Origin of the sequence: Paracoccus panacisoli, from assembly GCF_042435015.1 — a bacterium.
Classification (GTDB): domain Bacteria; phylum Pseudomonadota; class Alphaproteobacteria; order Rhodobacterales; family Rhodobacteraceae; genus Paracoccus; species Paracoccus panacisoli.
Genome location: NZ_JBHMQU010000067.1, coordinates 1 through 18,191, shown reverse-complemented (window position 1 = coordinate 18,191; position 18,191 = coordinate 1). Strand labels below are relative to the sequence as shown.

Here is an 18,191-nt window from a genome sequence, read left to right as displayed (position 1 = left end):
GATGACCATCCGCATCCGCGTCCTTCTGGACTTCCTCGCCGTCGGGCTTTTCGTCGCCGGTCTCGCCTATTGGTGGCAGGACAACCTGACGCACGAGGTGATCGGCACGGGTTTCTTCGCCCTGCTGATCGCGCACAATGTCTTCAACCGGCGCTGGTATGGCGCCGTCAAGCGGGGGCACTACGACCCGCCCCGCACGCTCAATGCCATCGTGATCGCGGGCATGGCGATCTCGATGCTGATCCTGCTGGCAACCAGCATCCTGATCTCGCAGGACGTGTTCGCCGCACTGGCGCTGGACGGAGCCTTTGCGGTGCGCGCAGCGCATATGTTTGTTGCCTATTGGGCACTGGTATTTCTGGCCGTGCATCTCGGCACGCGCTGGCAGATGGTGATGAATGTCACGCGCCAGGCGCTTGGCATCAAGGGGACAAGCCCCCTGCGAACCTGGGCACTGCGCGCGGTTACTGCCATTGTCGTGGTGAAAGGCGTTCTGGCCACGCTTGAGATGGGGTTGGGGACCAAACTGCGCTTTGAATACGCGCTCGACATGTGGGACTTCAACGAAAGCACTCTCGGATTCTTCGCGAACTATCTGTCGATCATCGGGCTTTATGCGGCGCTGACCTACTATGGCCTGGCCTTCTTGCGCGAACGCAAGCACCGCAAGGCGTGAATACTGCCGTGGCGCATCGTTGGGTGCGCCACGGATTGATTAGCCAATCTTATAATATCATGCGGATTGAGGCGGCTAATCCCTGCGATGCCCGCTGTCTATATTTCTGTCAGGCACGATGGATGCTCCTGACGCGCGATGGCGCATCGGTGAGCCGAGGCGGCATTCCCGCCTGATCGAAGCCCGGAGACACAACACATGCGAAGAACAGTCTGTCTGATCCCGTTTCTGCTCGCGCTGGCGCCACTGGCGGTGGCGGAAGAACGGCCAGCCGGGGAGGTCTCCATGCTCGCGGAGCAAAGCGTCGAGGTTCTGGACAAGCATCTGGCAGCCGACGGGCGGCTGGCCGACATTCTCGACAATCCCGCCTTTGCCGGATTTGCCGAGCGCATCCTGCCGTGGTCGGGCCGCCGCTACGACGCCGCGATGCCGCTCGGCCAGATGGCCAGTCTGCTGCCCTATCATAGCGCCGTCGATACCGGCACGGTCGTCGCGGCCCTGAACCGGATGATCGACGACGCGAGCGCCGGGCAGACGGTGTTCTACGACATCTACTCCGAAGCGGAGAGGCGGGCCGACCCCGCCAAGGCCGCGACCGGCCTGTTCTTCTACCGCGGCCGCCCCGGCGCCCCCTTCGCGGTGATCGCGCCGGGAGGCGGCTTTTCCTATGTCGGTTCGGTGCATGAGGGCTTCCCCTATGCCGAGGCGATCAGCGATCTTGGGCTGAACGCTTTCGTCCTGACCTATCGGGTGGGTCAGGGCGGCCAGGTCGCCACCGAGGATCTGGCCGCCGCAATCACCTGGATCTTCCGCAACGCGGAAGAGCTGGGTGTCGGCACCGATGGCTATTCCCTTTGGGGCAGTTCAGCGGGCGCACGGATGGCAGCCTACATCGGCTCGCACGGACCTGCCGCCTTCGGCGGGGCCGCTCTCCCGAAACCGGCTGCCGTCGTCATGGCCTATACCAGCCATTCCGATCTGGCCGAGACAGAGCCGCCAACCTTCGTGGTCGTGGGCGAACGGGATGGCATCGCCCCACCCGCCAACATGGAGCGCAGGATCGCCGCCCTGCGCCGGATCGGCACGCCGGTCGAATATCATCGCTTTCCCAATGTCGGCCATGGCTTCGGGGCTGGCACCGACACCAGCGCCGAGGGCTGGATCGCCGAGGCCGTCCGCTTCTGGCGGCAGCAATTGTGAGGTCAGTGATCGCGAAAGGAAGGACAGCCATGAACAGAATCCGAAGGACGTTGCTGCAATCCATCCTGGTCCTGCCTGCCGCCCTCGTTGCGGGACGCGGCATCGGACTGGGCGCGGCCTATGCGGCGGGACCGGGCAATCTGGTGGTTTACTTTTCGCGCAGCGGCAATACGCGCGTCATCGCGGGCCAGATCGGCCGGGCGATGGACGCGCGGGTCTTCGAGATCGTGCCAGCGACACCTTACCCGGAAGACTACGAGGAAACTGTCGCACAGGCCACGCGCGAGCGGGAGAGCGGCTATGAACCGGCGCTGGAGGCCGGCGTCGAGAATATCACGGATTACGACACGATCTGGCTCGGATTCCCAATCTGGGGAGGGTCTGTCCCGCCCGTCATCCGCTCGTTCCTGTCGGGGCATGATCTTTCCGGCAAGACGCTGATCCCCTTCATCACCCACGGCGGTTACGGCATCGGCAACAGCCTGACCGTCGTCGCCGAACACGCACCGCAAGCGAGGCTTGCCGAGCCGTTCGTGCTCGAGGCCGATCAGGAACGGCGCACGCTGGAGCGGGTGACGGACTGGCTCGGGCAACGATGAGGCAATCGCGCCGCAGGGCGAACGCCTGCCCGAGGCCGTCCTGAAGATGACCGGCCTCTGAACAGGCTTTGAAAGTAAAAGGAACAATCAGATGAACGACACCAGAATAAGTGACTTTACCCCCGTCTATCGCGGCGCGATCACCACGAACAAGACGGGCAAGGTCAACGTCCACCCAGTCAGCTACAAGCTGCATGGGCTGGATATTGCCGCGAACGTCTATACGCCGGCGGGTTACGACCAGAGCCGGAAATATCCCGCCATCGTCGTGGCGCACCCGAACGGCGGCGTGAAGGAACAGGTCGCGGGCCTCTATGCCCAGCACCTGGCCGAACAGGGCTACATCACCATCACCGCCGATGCCTCCTACCAAGGTGCAAGCGGTGGCGAGCCGCGCAGCGTGGACAAGCCCTCTAACCGCATCGAGGACATCCACGGCATGGCCGATTTCATCACGCAATATCCGGGCGTCGATGTTGAACGTCTGGGACTGTTCGGCATCTGCGGCGGCGGGGGATACTCGCTGGCGGCAGCAAAGACCGACAAGCGCTTCAAGTCGGTCGCGACGCTCAGCATGTTCAACTCCGGGCGCGTTCGCCGCAATGGCTTCGCGGATTCGGCACTGGACAGCATCCAGGAGCGTCTGCGTCAGGCATCCGCAGCGCGTGCCCAGGAAGTGGCCGGCGGCAAGGTGCTCTACTCGGGCGATGCCGACATGACGGATGAGCAGATCGCCGCGCTGCCCTTCGAGATGTATCGGCAGGGCTACGAATATTACTGGCGGACCCACGCGCACACCGGCTCGACCTTCAGATACACCACCAGCAGCTTGCTGGACCTGATGCGGTGGGATGCGACCGACCAGATCGACCTAATCGACCAGCCGCTGCTGATGATCGCCGGCAGCAAAGCCGACAGCCTCTACATGACCGAGGACGCCTTTCCCAAGGCCACTGGCACGACGGATAAGGAGATGTTCCTGATCGACGGCGCCGCTCATATCGAGACCTACTGGGTTCCCGAATATGTTGCGGCCGCGATGGGCAAGCTGACCCCGTTCTTCGCTCGGACCCTCTAGTCGCCGGCAGATGCTTTTCGACCCGGCGGCCGATCCTTCCACTCGGCCGCCGTTTTTGCCATCCGGGGAAGTGCCGCTCGAAAGTTGCACGTCCCGAACCAGTTCATCCCTGCCAGAGGAATTTCCAACATGGCGAACAACCCAAGCGAAACCTCTGATACGGCTTCGGCCCCGCAGCAGACCCGCGCGCAGCAGCTCTATGGTGACATCGCCCCGAAGATGGCCGAACTTACCGACGGGGTGCTGTATGGCGACATCTGGGAACGCCCGGAGCTTTCCAAACGCGACCGCAGTCTGGTTACGGTGACGGCGCTGATCGTCCTGAACCGTCCCGACCAGCTTCGATCCCACCTCAATATCGCGCGCCAGAATGGTGTGACGGAAACCGAACTGGTCGAGACCATCACCCACATGGCCTTCTATTCCGGGTGGCCAAGTGCCGTGTCGGCCTTCGCGATTGCCAAGGACGTTTTCCAGAAGTGAGGATGCAGTCCGATACAGCCCGCTCGATCACCTGATCGTGGCCGGAAAGGCCCGCGTCCAACCTCACCGCACCAACCAAGGATTTTGACCGTGCCAACCGTTGAGCATTCAGAAATCATCGTCACCCGCACCGGCTCGCAGCCTTCGCGTGCCGGCTCGCCGGACTACTTCACCGGCGTCGTCCGGGTCGACGATCCGTTTCAAGGAAGCGGCGAGGCCCGGATAAGCGGCGCTACCGTCACCTTCGAGCCCGGCGCACGCACGGCCTGGCATACCCATCCTCTCGGCCAGACGCTGATCGTGAAGGCGGGTGTCGGTCTGGTGCAGCTTTGGGATGGCCCCGTGCAGGAGATCCGGCCGGGCGATACCGTCTGGATTCCGCCGGGCGTCAAGCACTGGCACGGTGCGGCCGCCACGGTCGGGATGAGCCATATTGCCTTCTCCGAAGCCGTCGATGGCAAGACCGTAGATTGGCTGGAACAAGTGTCGGACGAGCAATACCGGGTCTGAAACGCCCAATTCGGCAGAACATCAGCATCAGGTCAGTGCGTTGCTTTTCTCACGAAGCGGATGGATGGGGTATCGCCTCCACTCGCGCTAACCTCGACTGCGTTGATCTGGTTCTTCTCTCAGGGCGCGATCCAGGTTCCGGTCCAGCCGCCGATTTCATGCCTGAAGCTGAATCGCCTATGCGGCTCTGAGGAAAGATCCAGTCGTTCCACATGGCTTATGACGATCTCGACCAGGCAGAACCGCGCATAGGCGGTCGCCGGATCGCTATCGTCGGTTTCCATTTCATTCGGCGAGGCCAGCACTGTCCCCGGCGGCAGTGCCGACCGAAAGAGGATATGTGTATGCGGGCGCAGCGCGTTCCAGAAGTCCCGCCGCCTCGTCTCGTCTTCGATGATCTCCGCCCGACCGTCGATGCGCAGTTGAACGACCCTCTCATTGTCGAAGCCGGCAAGCGATACGCACGGATTGGCCGTGATCTCCCGAACCTTGGGCGAACGCAGGTCGGTGATGAAGGACAGACTCGCAGATGCCTCGTTGAAGCTGCGCAGCACGATGGTTCGGATCTTCGGCGCACCGTCCTCGCCGACGGTCGCGAGTTGCATCAGCGTAAAGGGCGTTCGCTGTTTGACCGCATCGGCCAGCACCAGCCAGACATCATGGAGCAATGCCTGCTTCATGGTGCTTTTCCGGCAGGAGCAAGGCCGACACCGGCATCTGGCTCGACCTCGGATGCAACCTTCCGCGACCCGAACTGAAGCAGAGCGACTCCTGCGAGAATGAGGCACATCGCCAAGTAGCCGATCGGCCGGATCGCCTCGCCGACGAACACGACGCCGATCACCAGGGCCACGACCGGAGGAATGTAGGTAACGCTCGAAGCCGCCAGCGCGCCGAGGTTTTCGACGATGTGATAATAGGCGACATAGGCAAGGCCGGTTCCGCAGAGGCCAAGACCGATGACAAGACCGATCCAGGCCCGGTCGTCGGCGAAGACCGCGCCAATCCCCTCGACCGGGATCACCAGGAACAGCAGAAGCATGGCGATGCCGATCTGGTAAGTGGTCAAGGCGGCGGCCGGCAGCTTCAGCGGGCTGACGAATTTTCTGGCATAGACGAAGGAGCAACCGACGCTGAAGGTGCCCGCGATCATCCAAGCGACCCCTGCCATGTCGATGTCGCCATCGGCTGACCACGGTTGCGCGATCAACAACACGCCGAGAAAGCCGAGGGCGACACCGATCGCTTTTGTCCCCGTAATGCGTTCCTCGCGCAGGAACAGGAAGGCGCAGACGAAGGTGAAGAGCGGGATCGCCCCGCTCAGCATTCCGGCGATGCTCGACGGCAGCAAGGCCGTGCCCTTGGCGAAGGCGAAATAGTAGAGGGCGGTCGCCACCAGCGCCATGACCGCGAAATGATGCAGATGACGGGCATGGCTCCATCGCAGTTCGCCCCGAGAGAGCGCGAACAGGAAGACCGGCAGAAAGCCGAAGATCACCCGCAGGAGCGTGATCTGTGCGGGCGTGATGTATTCCGCCGCCCATTTGACGAAGATGAAATTGCTTCCCCAGATGAATCCGAGGAAGCAGAAGGCAAGCCAGGCGGTTTTCTTCATGGGCTTACACGGCGCGGGTGACGCCGCCGTCGACCCGGATATTCTGGCCAGTGATATAGGCCGCGCCATCGGAAGCGAGGAAGGCAACCGTCGCCGCGATTTCCTCGGAGGTGCCGTAACGCTTCAAAGGCACGCCGTCGCGGCGCTCCTCGGTCGCGGGGAGACTGTCGATCCAGCCGGGCAGCACGTTGTTCATGCGAATGTTGTCGGCCGCATAGGTATCGGCGAAGATCTTGGTGAAAGATGCGAGCCCGGCACGAGCAACGGCCGAGGTCGGGAACATCGCACTCGGCTCGAAGGCCCAGGCCGTCGAGATGTTGATGATGACGCCGCCCTTCTGCTTCTGCATGGTCGGAGCGACGAGCCGAGCCGACCGCACGACGTTCAGGAAATAGGTGTCGAACCCTGCGTGCCAGTCCTCGTCGGTGATTTCGAGGATCTGCTTGCGCGGGCCGTGGCCGGCGCTGTTGACCAGCGCGTCGATACGTCCCCAACGCTCAAGGGTGCCGTCGACGAGGCGCTTCAAGTCGTCATTCGACTGGTTCGAGCCCGTGACGCCGAAGCCCCCGAGTTCCTGTGCCAGTGCCTCACCCTTGCCAGAGGACGAGAGAACCGCGACCTTGAACCCACCTGCCGCCAGCCGGCGCGTAGCAGCCGCCCCCATTCCGCTACCGCCAGCTGTGATGATTGCGATTTTTTCTACTGTCATATTCGTGGCCTCTGAGAGAGTATTGATCGTAAAGCCGCCTATGCGGCGGCGCTAAGGATTGGTATCATCCCTTGTAACGGGATACGAACCAGTTCCACTCCCATCACTCTGTAGAAAATCTATCGTATGTTGGAAGGTTTCCCTCGACTCCCCTCGCTCAACGGCCTGCGCGTATTCGAGGTCGTGACGCGGCATCTCAACTTCCGGCTCGCGGCCGAGGAGCTGGGCGTTACGCAAGGGGCGGTCGCGCAGCAGATTCGCGGGCTGGAAACCGAACTCGGGCTGAAGCTGTTTGAGCGCCAGCCACGCACGCTGGCCTTGACGGAGGCGGGCCGCAGCTACGTCGCAAATATCCGCCGGGCGTTCGAGTTGATCGCCGAGGCGACCGAAATGCTGAAGCCGGAACCCAGGCACCTGACCATCAGCGTCACGCCGACCTTCGCATCACGCTGGCTGATCCCGCGCCTGCCAGATTTCACCGCCGCACACCCGGATATAGACCTTCGTATCCTTGCCACGGATCGGCTTTCCAGCTTCCAGACGGATGCGGTCGACATCGCCGTGCGCTACGGGCGGCCACCCTTCGGGGCGGGCCTCAACACCGAACTCCTGTTCGAGCAGGTGATCGTCGCGGTTGCCAGCCCGCTTCTCCTCGAAAAGCTCGGTCCGCCCGACGAGGACGACAATCTCACGCGCTATGCGCTCCTACACGACGCGCATAATTTCTGGCCACAGTTCCTCGAACGAGCCTATCCGGGCGGCGTGACCGCCTCAGCCAAGAACATTCGCTTCAACCAGACATCGCTCGCCGTTGACGCGGCTGTCGCCGGCCAGGGTCTGGCGCTAGCGAGCCTGTTCTTCGTGCAGGACGATATTGATGCAGGCCGCCTCGCGCGCCCCTTCGCGACGGAATTGCGCGTCGGATCGGACTTCTACCTGGTTTCGCCGCGCAAGCCGCGCCACCCTGAACCGACAGCGGATGTGCGGAGCTGGCTCCTGACCGCCGCGCGATGAACCGAATCACCTGACAAGGACCAAGGCGCTGCTTTCAGGCTTGGTCCTAGATGGGGTCACCGCCGTTCTCCTGTATTTGCGCGCTACGCTACTACGACGGTCGAAACTTGTTGAAACGACCCGATTTGGGTCTCTTTTAGTCATCCCCATCCGGGGATCGTCTCTCGCCTCCCCGGTGGAACGGGGACGAGATGGCAGGCATCAACCACAAACAGGCAACGGTGGACCGCGGCGCGCGTATGCTCCGGACGGCGCTCGGGCCTGCCATCTCAACCTTGCTGCAAGACCCGTCTGTCGTCGAGGTCATGCTGAATCCCGACGGGCGCATCTGGGTCGACCGGCTGTCCGAGGGGCTGGCCGATACCGGCGAGATCCTGTCCGCCGCCGATGGCGAGCGCATCGTGCGGCTGGTGGCCCACCATGTCGGCGTCGAAGTGCATGCGCGCAGCCCACGGGTCTCGGCGGAGCTGCCGGAATCGGGAGAGCGCTTCGAGGGGTTGCTGCCCCCGGTGGTGTCCTCGCCTGCCTTCGCCATTCGTAAGCCCGCCGTCGCCGTGTTCAGCTTGGACGACTATGTGGCGGCGGGCATCATGTCTGCCGAACAGGCCGAGACGCTGCGCGCGGCAGTCGCATCCCGCGCCAATATACTGGTGGCGGGCGGCACGAGCACGGGCAAAACGACGCTCACGAACGCGCTCCTCGCCGAGGTGGCGAAGACGCATGATCGCGTCGTCATCATCGAGGACACCCGCGAGCTGCAATGCGCGGCGCCCAATCTGGTTGCCATGCGGACCAAGGATGGTGTCGCCACTCTGTCCGATCTGGTGCGCTCGTCCTTGCGCCTGCGCCCCGACCGTATCCCGATCGGTGAGGTCCGTGGGGCCGAAGCTCTGGACCTGCTCAAAGCCTGGGGCACCGGCCATCCCGGAGGGATCGGCACCATCCATGCCGGTTCCGGCATCGGTGCCCTGCGCCGTCTCGAACAACTCATCCAGGAAGCGGTCGTCACCGTGCCGCGCGCGATGATCGCGGAAACCATCGACCTTGTTGCCGTCCTCTCCGGGCGCGGTTCCGCGCGCCGCCTTGCCGAGCTTGCCCGCGTCGAGGGGCTCGGGCCGGACGGAGACTACCGAATTTCCTCCGCCTTTTCAGAACCCGACACCCCTCACAACACTGGAGAACCTGCATGATCCGTCGTGCCTTCCGCATCCGCCACCATATCGCAACCGCATCGGCCTTCGCCTGGGTGAGCCTGATGACGTCGCCGGCCTGGGCTTCCGGCTCCTCCATGCCCTGGGAGGCGCCGCTGCAATCCATCCTCGAATCCGTCGAAGGCCCGGTGGCGAAAATCGTGGCGGTGATCATCATCATCGTCACTGGCCTGACGCTGGCCTTCGGCGATACCGGCGGCGGCTTCAGACGGCTGATCCAGATCGTCTTCGGGATCTCCATCGCCTTCGCGGCATCGAGCTTCTTCCTGTCGTTCTTCAGCTTCGGCGGCGGAGTGCTGGTCTGATGGCCGTGAGTTTCGAGGCCCTCGATACGGTGCCGGGTTTCGCTGTCCCGGTCCACCGCGCCCTGACCGAGCCGATCCTGCTCGGCGGGGCGCCGCGCTCCGTCGCGATCCTCAACGGCACGCTGGCTGGCGCCGTCGGCCTCGGCCTCCAGCTATGGCTTGCAGGCATCCTGATCTGGGCGGTCGGTCACATCGCCGCCGTCTGGGCCGCCAAACGCGATCCGCTCTTCGTCGAGGTCGCGCGCCGCCATCTGCGCATCCCCGGCCATCTTTCGGTGTGAGGCACAAGCCATGATGAATCTCGCAGAATACCGTCGCACCGCCTCCCGTCTTGCCGACTACCTTCCCTGGGTGGCGCTAGTCGGCTCCGGCGTCGTGCTGAACAAGGACGGCTCGTTCCAGCGCACGGCGAAGTTCCGCGGTCCCGATCTGGATTCCGCCGTGGCGGCCGAGCTGGTCGCGGTGGCCGGGCGGCTGAACAACGCTTTCCGCCGTCTCGGCTCCGGGTGGGCCATCTTTGTCGAAGCACAGCGGTCGGAAGCCGCAAGCTATCCCTCAAGCCGCTTCCCCGATCCGGCCTCGGCGCTGGTCGATGCCGAGCGCAAGGCCGATTTCGAGGAGGAGGGCAGCCATTTCGTCTCGGGTTATTTCCTGACCTTCCTCTGGCTCCCGCCCGCAGAAGATGCCGCACGCTCGGAGTCCTGGCTTTACGAGGGCCGCGAGACCTCGGGCGTGAACCCCTGGGAGCTGGTGCGCGGCTTCATCGACCGCACCGACCGCGTGCTGGCACTGCTCGACGGCTTCATGCCCGAGTGCCGATGGCTCGATGACGCCGGCACGCTGACCTACCTCCACTCGACGATCTCGACCAACCGGCATCGCGTCCGCGTGCCCGAAACTCCGGTCTATCTCGATGCGCTGCTGGCCGATCAGCCGCTGACCGGCGGCCTGGAACCCCGACTGGGCAATCAACATCTCCGGCTTCTGACGATCACCGGGTTTCCGGGCACCACCACACCCGGCCTGCTCGACGAGATGAACCGGCTGGCCTTTCCCTATCGATGGTCCACCCGCGCTATCCTCATGGACAAGACCGACGCCACCAAGCTGCTGACCCGGATCAGGCGGCAATGGTTCGCCAAGCGCAAGAGCATCGCGGCGATCATCAAGGAGGTGATGACCAACGAGCAATCTGCGCTCGTGGACACCGATGCAGCGAACAAGGCGGCCGACGCGGACATGGCGTTGCAGGAACTCGGTGCCGACATGGCCGGCATGGCCTATGTCACGGCGACCGTCACCGTCTGGGACGAGGATGCCCGCCGCGCCGACGAAAAGCTGCGGCTGGTCGAAAAGATCATCCAGTCCCGCGATTTCAGCGTCATGGTCGAGACGGTCAATGCCGTCGACGCCTGGCTCGGCAGCCTGCCCGGACATGCCTATGCCAATGTCCGGCAGCCGCCGGTCTCGACGCTCAACCTTGCCCACATGGTCCCTTCGTCCGCCGTGTGGGCGGGGCCGGAACGCGACGATCATCTCGGCGCACCCCCACTGCTTTACGGCAGGACCGAGGGATCGACGCCGTTCCGGCTTTCCCTGCATGTGGGCGACGTGGGCCATACCCTCGTCGTCGGACCGACCGGCGCGGGCAAATCCGTGCTGCTGGCGCTGATGGCCTTGCAGTTTCGTCGCTATCCGCGCGCTCAGGTCTTTGCCTTCGATTTCGGGGGGTCCATCCGCGCCTGCGCCCTCGCCATGCAAGGGGACTGGCACGATCTTGGCGGCGAGCTGACCGATGCGGCCGAGGCTTCCGTCTCGCTGCAACCGCTGGCTCGTATTCACCAGACCTCCGAGCGCGCCTGGGCTGCGGACTGGATCGTCGCGATCCTGATGCGCGAGAACATCCAGATCACCCCGGACGTCAAGGAACATATTTGGACGGCGCTGACTTCGCTTGCTTCCGCCCCGGTCGGCGAACGCACCATCACCGGCCTTGCCGTGCTGCTCCAGTCCAACGACCTGAAACAGGCGCTACGGCCTTATTGCGTCGGCGGCCCGTATGGTCGGCTGCTCGACGCCGAGAGCGAACATCTCGGTTCGGCCGATGTCCAGGCATTTGAAATCGAGGGCCTCGTCGGCACCGGCGCAGCGCCCGCCGTCCTCTCCTATCTCTTCCACCGCATCGGCGATCGGTTGGGTGGGCAACCTACGCTGCTGATCATCGACGAGGGCTGGCTTGCGCTGGACGACGAAGGGTTCGCGGACCAACTCAGAGAATGGCTCAAGACCCTGCGCAAGAAGAACGCCAGCGTCATCTTCGCCACGCAGTCGCTGTCCGACATCGACGGCAGCAACATCGCCCCTGCCATAATCGAAAGTTGTCCGACCCGGCTTCTCCTGCCAAACGAACGCGCCATCGAACCCCAGATCACCGCGATCTATCGCCGCTTTGGCCTCAACGACCGCCAGATCGAAATCCTGGCCAGGGCGACTCCGAAGCGGGACTACTACTGCCAGTCCCGGCGTGGCAACCGCCTGTTCGATCTTGGATTGTCGGAGGTCGGTCTGGCGCTCTGCGCCGCCTCGGCCAAATCCGATCAGGCCCTGATCACCGAAATCCTCGCCGAACACGGCCGCGACGGATTCCTCGCCGCCTGGCTCCGGGCACGCGACGTCGACTGGGCCGCCGATCTCATCCCGGACCTCACCAATCTCGCGACCGAAAGCGAGACCCTGCCGCCGACGGTCGCTGACCTCGGCGAAATCGAACTCATCCTGGAAGAAGAGGAGATTACCCCATGACACGCACAATTTCCCGGTTCACACGCATGGTCAGCGCTTCGGCGCTCGCCCTTGCGCTCGCCGCGCCGATGGTGCTGGCCCCTGTGTTCACCACGCCGGCCTATGCTTTCTTCGGCGGTTTTGGCCGTATCGTCTATGATCCGACCAACCATGCCGAGAACCTCCTGACCGCCGCCCGCACGCTGGAGCAGATCAACAATCAGATCACCTCGCTCCAGAACGAGGCGCAGATGCTGATCAACCAGGCCCGCAATCTCGCCAGCCTGCCTTACAGTTCGCTCCAGGCGCTTCAGCAGAACGTCCAGCGGACCCAGCAGCTTCTCGGGCAGGCCCAGAACATCGCCTTCGACGTGCAGAACATCGACCAGATGTTCCAGCAGGACTACGGCAACCTGTCCCTTACGGCCACCGATCAGCAGCTCATCGCCGATGCCCGGTCCCGCTGGGAGAATACGGTGGGCGGGCTGCAGGATGCCATGCGGGTCCAGGCAGGCGTCGTCGGCAACATCGACACCAACCGCGCCGAGATGTCCGCGCTCGTCGGCGAAAGCCAAGGCGCGACCGGCGCGCTTCAGGCCACCCAAGCCGGTAACCAGCTTCTGGCGCTCCAGTCGCAGCAGCTTTCCGACCTGATCGCGGTCATCTCGGCCAACGGCCGGGCCGACGCCCTGATGGAAGCCGAACGCGCGACCGCCGCCGAACAGGGCCGCATCCAGCGCGAACGCTTCCTGACGCCGGGCTCGGGCTACCAGCCCGGCAACGCGCAGATGTTCAACTGACGCCGGGGAGGCCCATCATGGAGGGGAAGGTGCTGGCCCGGATCGCGGCCATCGTATTCGTCGCCGTCGCCATCACGGCGGCGATCATCGAGATGAACCGCGAGGATGTAGCTGGTCCCGCGCCTTCCGTTCCTTTGCAGACGCGACAGGTCGATCCCCTGCGCGAGGGGCAGCGCCGCTGTCAGGAAATGGGCGAGGCGGCGGCCAATGACGCCGAATGCCTCGCGATCTGGGCCGAAACCCGCGACCGCTTCCTCGGACGGTCGCCGGCGCAGTCAACGCCTGGCACGGATGGGGAGCGATAATCATGGGCGGAACGGGGGTCATCGACAACTTTCTTGGAATTTTTACCAGCTACATCGACTCGGGCTTCGGCCTGCTCGGCGGTGAAGTTGCCTTCATCGCGACGACGCTGATCGTCATCGATGTCACGCTTGCCGCCCTGTTTTGGGCCTGGGGCGCCGACGACGACATTCTCGCGCGCCTGGTGAAGAAGACGATCTTTGTCGGTGTCTTCGCCTATATCATTGGCAACTGGAACAGCCTCGCACGCATCGTCTTCGAGAGCTTCGCCGGGCTGGGCCTCATGGCTTCCGGCACCGGCTTTTCGGCCGCAGATCTCCTGCGCCCCGGCCGCGTTGCTCAGATCGGTCTCGACGCCGGGCGGCCGCTGCTCGAATCTATCTCCAGTCTCATGGGCTGGATCGCCGTCTTTGAAAACCTGGTGCAGATCCTCTGCCTGTTCTTCGCCTGGGCACTGGTTATCCTCGCCTTCTTTATTTTGGCAATCCAGCTTTTCGTCACCCTGATCGAGTTCAAGCTGACCACGCTTGCGGGCTTCGTGCTGATCCCCTTCGGCCTGTTCGGCAAGACCGCCTTCATGGCGGAACGGGTTCTGGGGAACGTCATCTCTTCCGGCATCAAGGTGTTGGTCCTCGCCGTTATCATCGGCATCGGCTCGACACTCTTCGGCCAGTTCACCGCCGGCTTCGGCGGCGCAACCCCGACCATCGACGACGCCATGGCGATCGTGCTGGCAGCCCTTTCCCTTCTCGGCCTCGGCATCTTCGGCCCCGGCATCGCCACCGGCCTCGTCTCCGGCGGCCCACAACTCAGTGCTGGCGCTGCCGTCGGGACTGGCCTCGCTGTCGGCGGTGCCGCGATCGCTGCCGGTGGTGCGACCATGCTTGCTGCGCGGGGGGGCGGTGCCACACTCTCGGGCGGTGCTGCACTTGCACGCGGCGGGGCCTCGGTCGCCGGTGCGGCATCGTCGGCCTATACCCTCGGTTCGATGGGTGAGGCTGGTGCGGCTGGGGTCACCTCCGGCCTTGGCGGTGTGGCGCGTGCCGCAGGCTCGGCTGCCATCTCGCCCCTGAAGCGCGCAGCCTCCCGTGCCGCCGACAGCATGAAGTCCAGCTATTCCGATGGCGCAAGGGCCGGGTTTGCGGCGTCTGGCGGCAGTTCGTCCATGGGCACGGTCGGGGGCGCCCCATCGCCCGAGCAATCACCTCCTTCAGCCGCTGATGGTCCACCGGCCTGGGCGCAGCAGATGCGCCGCAGCCGGGCGATGAGCCACGGCGTCACCGCTGCCGCCCATGCCGTCCGGTCCGGCGACAGCCACGGTGGCGGCTCCTCAGTCAGCCTTTCCGAAAGTGACCGCACATGAACATCTTCAAACGACCGACGACCCATTACGGCAAGGTGCCGGAACCCGAAACGCCCTATCAGCGCGCCGCGCAAGTCTGGGACGACCGCATCGGCTCGGCCCGCGTGCAGGCGAGGAACTGGCGCTACATGGCGTTCGGTTCGCTGATCCTCTCGGTCAGCTTCGCCGGCGCTCTTGTCTGGCAATCTGCGCGCGGAACCGTCGTGCCCTGGGTCGTTCAAGTCGACAATCTCGGCCAGTCGCAGACCGTTGCTCCTGCTACGGCCGATTATCGGCCGACCGATCCGCAGATCGCATTCCATCTCGGCCGCTTCATCGAACAGGTCCGCTCGCTTCCCGCTGACCCGATCATTGTCCGTCAGAACTGGCTCAGGGCCTATGACTGGACCACGGATCGCGGCGCCGTGGCGCTCAACGACTACGCCCGCGCCAACGACCCGTTCACGCGCGTCGGCCGCCAGCAGGTCGCCGTCGAGGTGTCGAGCATCATCCGGGCGTCGCCGGACAGTTTTCGCGTGGCCTGGACCGAACGGCACTACGAGAACGGCCAGCTTTCCACCACGGAGCGATGGACCGCGATCCTGACCATCGTGATCCAGCCTCCGCGCGACGCCGAGCGGCTGCGCGCCAATCCCTTGGGAATCTATGTCAACGCGATCAACTGGTCGCGGGAGATGAGTCAATGATCCGCACGTCTTTGAGTAAACCCGCTTTTCCGGCTTTCCGTAAACTCGGCTTTCCGGCTTTTTTGCTTGCCGCAACCATGCTCGCTGGCTGCGCCACCAACCGGACACCGCAATTCAGCTACGACGCCGATGTCCCGCCTCTTCCGTCCGCGCAGGCTCCCATCACCGATGCACGCCCAAGGCCGCTGCATGTGCCGCCCGCCTGGACTGTGGCGCGGGGCGGCGAGGCTGCCGGCACGGCCACGGGCCGCGTCGAGAACGCCAATGCCGCCGCCCGTGTCGAGCCGCGTCGCGAAGGCTATTACAATGCCATACAGATCTATCCCTGGTCGGAAGGCGCGCTCTATCAAATCTATGCCGCCGTCGGACAGATCACCACCATCGCGCTGGAGCCGGGCGAGAGCCTGACCGGCGCGGGACCGATCGCCGCGGGCGACACGGCCAGGTGGGTGATCGGCGACACAGAGAGCGGAAGCGGTCCGACGCGCCGAGTGCATGTGCTGGTGAAGCCGACCCGGCCGGACATCTCGACCAACCTCGTCATCACCACCGACCGGCGCATCTACATGATCGAACTTCGCGCCCGCGAAGCGCTCTATATGCCTGCCGTGGCATGGGCGTATCCGGCACCGCCGCCGGGCAGCCGGGCGACCGCGCCGTCGGTCCCCGTCATCCCGGCCGAGGCCGCGCGCAACTATCGCTACGGCTTGCAGGTGCAAGGCGACAGCCCGCCATGGCGTCCAGTCTCGGTCTTCGACGACGGCAGGCGCGTCTATGTCGTCTTCCCGCGCGGCATCGTGCAGGGCGAGATGCCGCCCCTGTTCGTTCTCGGTTCCGACGGCGAACCGCAGATCGTCAATTCGCGCATCCACCAAAATGTCCTGATCGTCGACAGGCTGTTCGGCGCGGCGGAACTGCGCCTTGGCAGCGGTGACCGCCAGAAGGTGGTCAGAATCGTCCGCACCGAGCAGAGACAGGCCGCTACCCAGCCGGCCGACGCGACCACGGGAGGATCGCCTTCATGAGCGATACCAACACCGCCGCGCCCATGCGGTTGCGCGCCGAGCCGCCCCGCGTCACCCGTTTGTCCCGCAAGGTGCTAGCAGGCGTCGGCGCCGCCGCGCTTCTCGGTGTCGGGGGAGCGCTGATCTATGCGCTCCAGACCCGCGAGGTGGGGCCGGGAGGAGGCGAACTCTACTCAACCGAGAACCGTCCCACTGCGGATGGCCTCGCCGGTCTCCCGCGCGATTATACTGGCCCGATCCTGGGGCCGGCATTGCCGGGCGACCTTGGCCGGCCAATCCTCGATGCGCAAAATCGGGGACAGCCGGTCGTTCCGCCTGCCATCACAACCCCTGCCGTCGATCCCGAGGAACAACGCCGCCTCGCGGAAGAAGAAGCCGCACGGTTGAGCAACGTATTTTTCCAGTCCGGCCCACGCACGGGAGGTCCGGCCGGAACAGCTATGCCCGGACTGGCTGGGCTCACAGGACAACCGGACGGAACGGCGGGCCAGAATCGCCATACCGCTTTCCTCAACGGGCCGGTGGACCGGCAGACCGTCGCTCCGGATCGCGTCGCACCGCCGGCCTCGCCCTACATTCTTCAAGCCGGAGCCGTGATCCCGGCCGCGCTCATCACCGGCATCCGTTCCGACCTTCCGGGCCAGATCACCGCACAGGTGACGGAGAACGTCTATGACAGCCCCACCGGCTCGCTGCTCCTGATCCCGCAGGGAACGCGCATCATCGGCCAATACGATGACGGCGTGACCTTCGGCCAGCGCCGCGTCCTGCTTGTCTGGAATCGCCTGATCCTGCCGGGCGGCCGTTCCATCGTCCTTGAACGCCTGCCGGGCGCGGACGCCAGCGGCTATGCCGGCCTTGAGGACGGGATCGACTACCACTGGTGGGATCTGATGAAAGCGGCTGGCCTCTCCACGCTGCTCGCGGTCGGCGCGGAACTGGCGACCAGCGACGAGGACCGGCTTATCCGCGCCATCCGCGACGGGGCGCAGGATACCGTCAATCAGGCGGGCCAGCAGATCGTGCAACGTCAGTTGCAGGTTGCCCCCACGCTGACCATCCGGCCGGGCTTCCCGGTCAGGATCATCGTGACCCGCGATTTAGTGTTCGAGCCGGCAGGAGGTTGACCATGACCAAGCTGAAACTCGGCCCGCTGCCCGACGACAAACCCGTGAAAGTGACGGTGGAGCTGCCTGCGCCGCTTCACCGCGATCTGGTCGCCTATGCCGAGGTGCTGGCCCGCGAGAGCGGCCAGCCCGTCGCCGATCCCGTTAGGCTCATTGTGCCGATGCTGGAGCGATTTATTGCGACAGATCGCGGCTTCGCAAAAGCACGTCGCTCGCCCCAATCTGCGAAGCCGCTTGCCTGAGCCTCATAGCCTTGGCAGACGCCGCCTTTGCCATGGAGAGCAACCTGCGGAACGCGGGATTGTCGTTCGCCGGGGACCAAACCGCCGAAAATGGAAGCACCTCGGCGGCGATGGGTCGGTATGTGATGCCTGGAAGCGCGGCCACCGTCATGGCCTCGCTCACCAGCGTCAGACCCTGGCCGATCGCCACCAGCGGCAGCAGGTTGTCCCGACCGACCGATTGAACCTGGATCTCGGGATGCCGGCCGAGATCCGCCAACTCCCGCACCAGATGGTCATGGATCTCCTGGCCCGGCGCGGCTTCGCTGACGATGAAGGGCTCATCGGCGAGATCTCCCCACATCACCTCGTCCAAAGCCGTCAGGGGGTGGAGATCGGGTAGCACAACGAAAACCCGCTCGGTGGCCTGCTGCCGGTTTCGTGGACACGAAGATAAGATCGTGACCAAGGAAACGGAGATCGGA

The 18,191-nt window shown here is 64.4% G+C and carries 22 protein-coding genes; 18 read left to right on the top strand and 4 right to left on the bottom strand.

Annotated elements, in window-relative coordinates; all coding sequences use genetic code 11:
• Position 1: 1 nt before the first annotated feature.
• From ACFHYO_RS12750 to ACFHYO_RS12725, 6 genes are all read left to right on the top strand, one after another.
• On the top strand, positions 2 to 676 hold the full coding sequence (locus ACFHYO_RS12750; protein ID WP_394320866.1) for a DUF4405 domain-containing protein: 675 nt from the start codon (positions 2 to 4) through the stop codon (positions 674 to 676).
• Between the two features lie 252 nt (positions 677 to 928).
• A complete protein-coding gene (locus tag ACFHYO_RS12745) occupies positions 929 to 1,876 on the top strand; it encodes an alpha/beta hydrolase (RefSeq protein WP_394320864.1) in 948 nt (315 codons plus the stop codon).
• Positions 1,877 to 1,905: 29 nt separating this feature from the next.
• Positions 1,906 to 2,475, top strand: a complete 570-nt coding sequence (locus ACFHYO_RS12740) for a flavodoxin (protein WP_394320862.1) — start codon at positions 1,906 to 1,908, stop codon at positions 2,473 to 2,475.
• Positions 2,476 to 2,566: 91 nt separating this feature from the next.
• On the top strand, positions 2,567 to 3,553 hold the full coding sequence (locus ACFHYO_RS12735) for an alpha/beta hydrolase (RefSeq protein ID WP_394320860.1): 987 nt from the start codon (positions 2,567 to 2,569) through the stop codon (positions 3,551 to 3,553).
• A 129-nt stretch (positions 3,554 to 3,682) separates the two neighbouring features.
• A complete protein-coding gene (locus tag ACFHYO_RS12730) occupies positions 3,683 to 4,036 on the top strand; it encodes a carboxymuconolactone decarboxylase family protein (protein ID WP_394320858.1) in 354 nt (117 codons plus the stop codon).
• A 90-nt stretch (positions 4,037 to 4,126) separates the two neighbouring features.
• Complete coding sequence (locus ACFHYO_RS12725; RefSeq protein ID WP_394320856.1) at positions 4,127 to 4,546, top strand: (R)-mandelonitrile lyase; 420 nt, start codon at positions 4,127 to 4,129, stop codon at positions 4,544 to 4,546.
• A gap of 119 nt (positions 4,547 to 4,665) precedes the next feature.
• Here ACFHYO_RS12725 and ACFHYO_RS12720 read toward each other — a convergent pair whose 3' ends face one another.
• Genes ACFHYO_RS12720 through ACFHYO_RS12710 form a run of 3 tightly spaced genes read right to left on the bottom strand, consistent with a single transcriptional unit; the run spans position 4,666 to position 6,870 of the window.
• On the bottom strand, positions 4,666 to 5,226 hold the full coding sequence (locus tag ACFHYO_RS12720; RefSeq protein ID WP_394320855.1) for a pyridoxamine 5'-phosphate oxidase family protein: 561 nt from the start codon (positions 5,224 to 5,226) through the stop codon (positions 4,666 to 4,668).
• Positions 5,223 to 6,161 carry a DMT family transporter gene (locus tag ACFHYO_RS12715; RefSeq protein WP_394320853.1) on the bottom strand — a complete coding sequence of 313 codons (939 nt, stop codon included), beginning with the start codon at positions 6,159 to 6,161 and terminating at the stop codon, positions 5,223 to 5,225. The genes ACFHYO_RS12720 and ACFHYO_RS12715 overlap by 4 nt, the downstream gene beginning before the upstream one ends.
• Before the next feature lie 4 nt (positions 6,162 to 6,165).
• A complete protein-coding gene (locus tag ACFHYO_RS12710; protein ID WP_394320851.1) occupies positions 6,166 to 6,870 on the bottom strand; it encodes an SDR family oxidoreductase in 705 nt (234 codons plus the stop codon).
• A gap of 126 nt (positions 6,871 to 6,996) precedes the next feature.
• Here ACFHYO_RS12710 and gcvA point away from each other — a divergent pair, with 126 nt between their 5' ends.
• The 12 genes from gcvA to ACFHYO_RS12650 all read left to right on the top strand — a co-directional run bounded on the left by gcvA (position 6,997) and on the right by ACFHYO_RS12650 (position 17,727).
• Positions 6,997 to 7,884, top strand: coding sequence for a transcriptional regulator GcvA (gcvA, locus tag ACFHYO_RS12705; RefSeq protein WP_394320849.1), 888 nt, complete (start codon positions 6,997 to 6,999; stop codon positions 7,882 to 7,884).
• Between the two features lie 239 nt (positions 7,885 to 8,123).
• Positions 8,124 to 9,074 carry a P-type conjugative transfer ATPase TrbB gene (gene trbB / locus ACFHYO_RS12700; RefSeq protein WP_446728967.1) on the top strand — a complete coding sequence of 317 codons (951 nt, stop codon included), beginning with the start codon at positions 8,124 to 8,126 and terminating at the stop codon, positions 9,072 to 9,074.
• Positions 9,071 to 9,400: a TrbC/VirB2 family type IV secretion system protein gene (locus ACFHYO_RS12695; protein ID WP_394320845.1), complete on the top strand. Its 330-nt coding sequence runs from the start codon at positions 9,071 to 9,073 to the stop codon at positions 9,398 to 9,400. Before trbB ends, ACFHYO_RS12695 begins: the two co-directional genes overlap by 4 nt.
• Positions 9,400 to 9,681 (top strand): VirB3 family type IV secretion system protein, encoded by a 282-nt coding sequence (locus ACFHYO_RS12690; RefSeq protein WP_080620506.1) that lies wholly within the window; start codon positions 9,400 to 9,402, stop codon positions 9,679 to 9,681. The genes ACFHYO_RS12695 and ACFHYO_RS12690 overlap by 1 nt, the downstream gene beginning before the upstream one ends.
• 10 nt (positions 9,682 to 9,691) lie before the next feature.
• On the top strand, positions 9,692 to 12,202 hold the full coding sequence (trbE, locus tag ACFHYO_RS12685) for a conjugal transfer protein TrbE (protein ID WP_394320843.1): 2,511 nt from the start codon (positions 9,692 to 9,694) through the stop codon (positions 12,200 to 12,202).
• The gene (trbJ, locus tag ACFHYO_RS12680; RefSeq protein ID WP_394320842.1) at positions 12,199 to 12,981 is read left to right on the top strand and encodes a P-type conjugative transfer protein TrbJ; all 783 of its coding nucleotides are present in this window, start codon (positions 12,199 to 12,201) and stop codon (positions 12,979 to 12,981) included. Before trbE ends, trbJ begins: the two co-directional genes overlap by 4 nt.
• A 17-nt stretch (positions 12,982 to 12,998) precedes the next feature.
• On the top strand, positions 12,999 to 13,286 hold the full coding sequence (gene trbK-alt / locus ACFHYO_RS12675) for a putative entry exclusion protein TrbK-alt (RefSeq protein ID WP_394320840.1): 288 nt from the start codon (positions 12,999 to 13,001) through the stop codon (positions 13,284 to 13,286).
• A gap of 2 nt (positions 13,287 to 13,288) precedes the next feature.
• On the top strand, positions 13,289 to 14,647 hold the full coding sequence (gene trbL / locus ACFHYO_RS12670; RefSeq protein ID WP_394320839.1) for a P-type conjugative transfer protein TrbL: 1,359 nt from the start codon (positions 13,289 to 13,291) through the stop codon (positions 14,645 to 14,647).
• On the top strand, positions 14,644 to 15,333 hold the full coding sequence (trbF, locus tag ACFHYO_RS12665) for a conjugal transfer protein TrbF (RefSeq protein WP_394320837.1): 690 nt from the start codon (positions 14,644 to 14,646) through the stop codon (positions 15,331 to 15,333). Before trbL ends, trbF begins: the two co-directional genes overlap by 4 nt.
• On the top strand, positions 15,330 to 16,358 hold the full coding sequence (gene trbG, locus ACFHYO_RS12660) for a P-type conjugative transfer protein TrbG (protein ID WP_394320835.1): 1,029 nt from the start codon (positions 15,330 to 15,332) through the stop codon (positions 16,356 to 16,358). Before trbF ends, trbG begins: the two co-directional genes overlap by 4 nt.
• Positions 16,355 to 17,485, top strand: a complete 1,131-nt coding sequence (locus tag ACFHYO_RS12655) for a TraB/TrbI/VirB10 family type IV secretion system protein (RefSeq protein WP_394320833.1) — start codon at positions 16,355 to 16,357, stop codon at positions 17,483 to 17,485. Before trbG ends, ACFHYO_RS12655 begins: the two co-directional genes overlap by 4 nt.
• Positions 17,486 to 17,487: 2 nt before the next feature.
• Positions 17,488 to 17,727, top strand: coding sequence for a DUF2274 domain-containing protein (locus ACFHYO_RS12650; RefSeq protein WP_394320831.1), 240 nt, complete (start codon positions 17,488 to 17,490; stop codon positions 17,725 to 17,727).
• Here the strand turns inward: ACFHYO_RS12650 and ACFHYO_RS12645 are convergent.
• Positions 17,660 to 18,191, bottom strand: a 532-nt coding sequence (locus ACFHYO_RS12645; RefSeq protein ID WP_394320830.1) for a LysR family substrate-binding domain-containing protein, incomplete at its 5' end; no start/stop codon positions are given. The genes ACFHYO_RS12650 and ACFHYO_RS12645 overlap by 68 nt on opposite strands.

Coding starts and splice junctions, on each gene's coding strand:
- ACFHYO_RS12750 (WP_394320866.1), top strand. CDS start 2: ATGACCATCCGCATCCGCGTCCTTCTGGACTTCCTCGCCGTCGGGCTT.
- ACFHYO_RS12740 (WP_394320862.1), top strand. CDS start 1,906: ATGAACAGAATCCGAAGGACGTTGCTGCAATCCATCCTGGTCCTGCCT.
- ACFHYO_RS12735 (WP_394320860.1), top strand. CDS start 2,567: ATGAACGACACCAGAATAAGTGACTTTACCCCCGTCTATCGCGGCGCG.
- ACFHYO_RS12730 (WP_394320858.1), top strand. CDS start 3,683: ATGGCGAACAACCCAAGCGAAACCTCTGATACGGCTTCGGCCCCGCAG.
- ACFHYO_RS12720 (WP_394320855.1), bottom strand. CDS start 5,226: ATGAAGCAGGCATTGCTCCATGATGTCTGGCTGGTGCTGGCCGATGCG.
- ACFHYO_RS12715 (WP_394320853.1), bottom strand. CDS start 6,161: ATGAAGAAAACCGCCTGGCTTGCCTTCTGCTTCCTCGGATTCATCTGG.
- ACFHYO_RS12710 (WP_394320851.1), bottom strand. CDS start 6,870: ATGACAGTAGAAAAAATCGCAATCATCACAGCTGGCGGTAGCGGAATG.
- gcvA (WP_394320849.1), top strand. CDS start 6,997: ATGTTGGAAGGTTTCCCTCGACTCCCCTCGCTCAACGGCCTGCGCGTA.
- trbB (WP_446728967.1), top strand. CDS start 8,124: ATGCTCCGGACGGCGCTCGGGCCTGCCATCTCAACCTTGCTGCAAGAC.
- ACFHYO_RS12695 (WP_394320845.1), top strand. CDS start 9,071: ATGATCCGTCGTGCCTTCCGCATCCGCCACCATATCGCAACCGCATCG.
- ACFHYO_RS12690 (WP_080620506.1), top strand. CDS start 9,400: ATGGCCGTGAGTTTCGAGGCCCTCGATACGGTGCCGGGTTTCGCTGTC.
- trbE (WP_394320843.1), top strand. CDS start 9,692: ATGATGAATCTCGCAGAATACCGTCGCACCGCCTCCCGTCTTGCCGAC.
- trbJ (WP_394320842.1), top strand. CDS start 12,199: ATGACACGCACAATTTCCCGGTTCACACGCATGGTCAGCGCTTCGGCG.
- trbK-alt (WP_394320840.1), top strand. CDS start 12,999: ATGGAGGGGAAGGTGCTGGCCCGGATCGCGGCCATCGTATTCGTCGCC.
- trbL (WP_394320839.1), top strand. CDS start 13,289: ATGGGCGGAACGGGGGTCATCGACAACTTTCTTGGAATTTTTACCAGC.
- trbF (WP_394320837.1), top strand. CDS start 14,644: ATGAACATCTTCAAACGACCGACGACCCATTACGGCAAGGTGCCGGAA.
- trbG (WP_394320835.1), top strand. CDS start 15,330: ATGATCCGCACGTCTTTGAGTAAACCCGCTTTTCCGGCTTTCCGTAAA.
- ACFHYO_RS12655 (WP_394320833.1), top strand. CDS start 16,355: ATGAGCGATACCAACACCGCCGCGCCCATGCGGTTGCGCGCCGAGCCG.
- ACFHYO_RS12650 (WP_394320831.1), top strand. CDS start 17,488: ATGACCAAGCTGAAACTCGGCCCGCTGCCCGACGACAAACCCGTGAAA.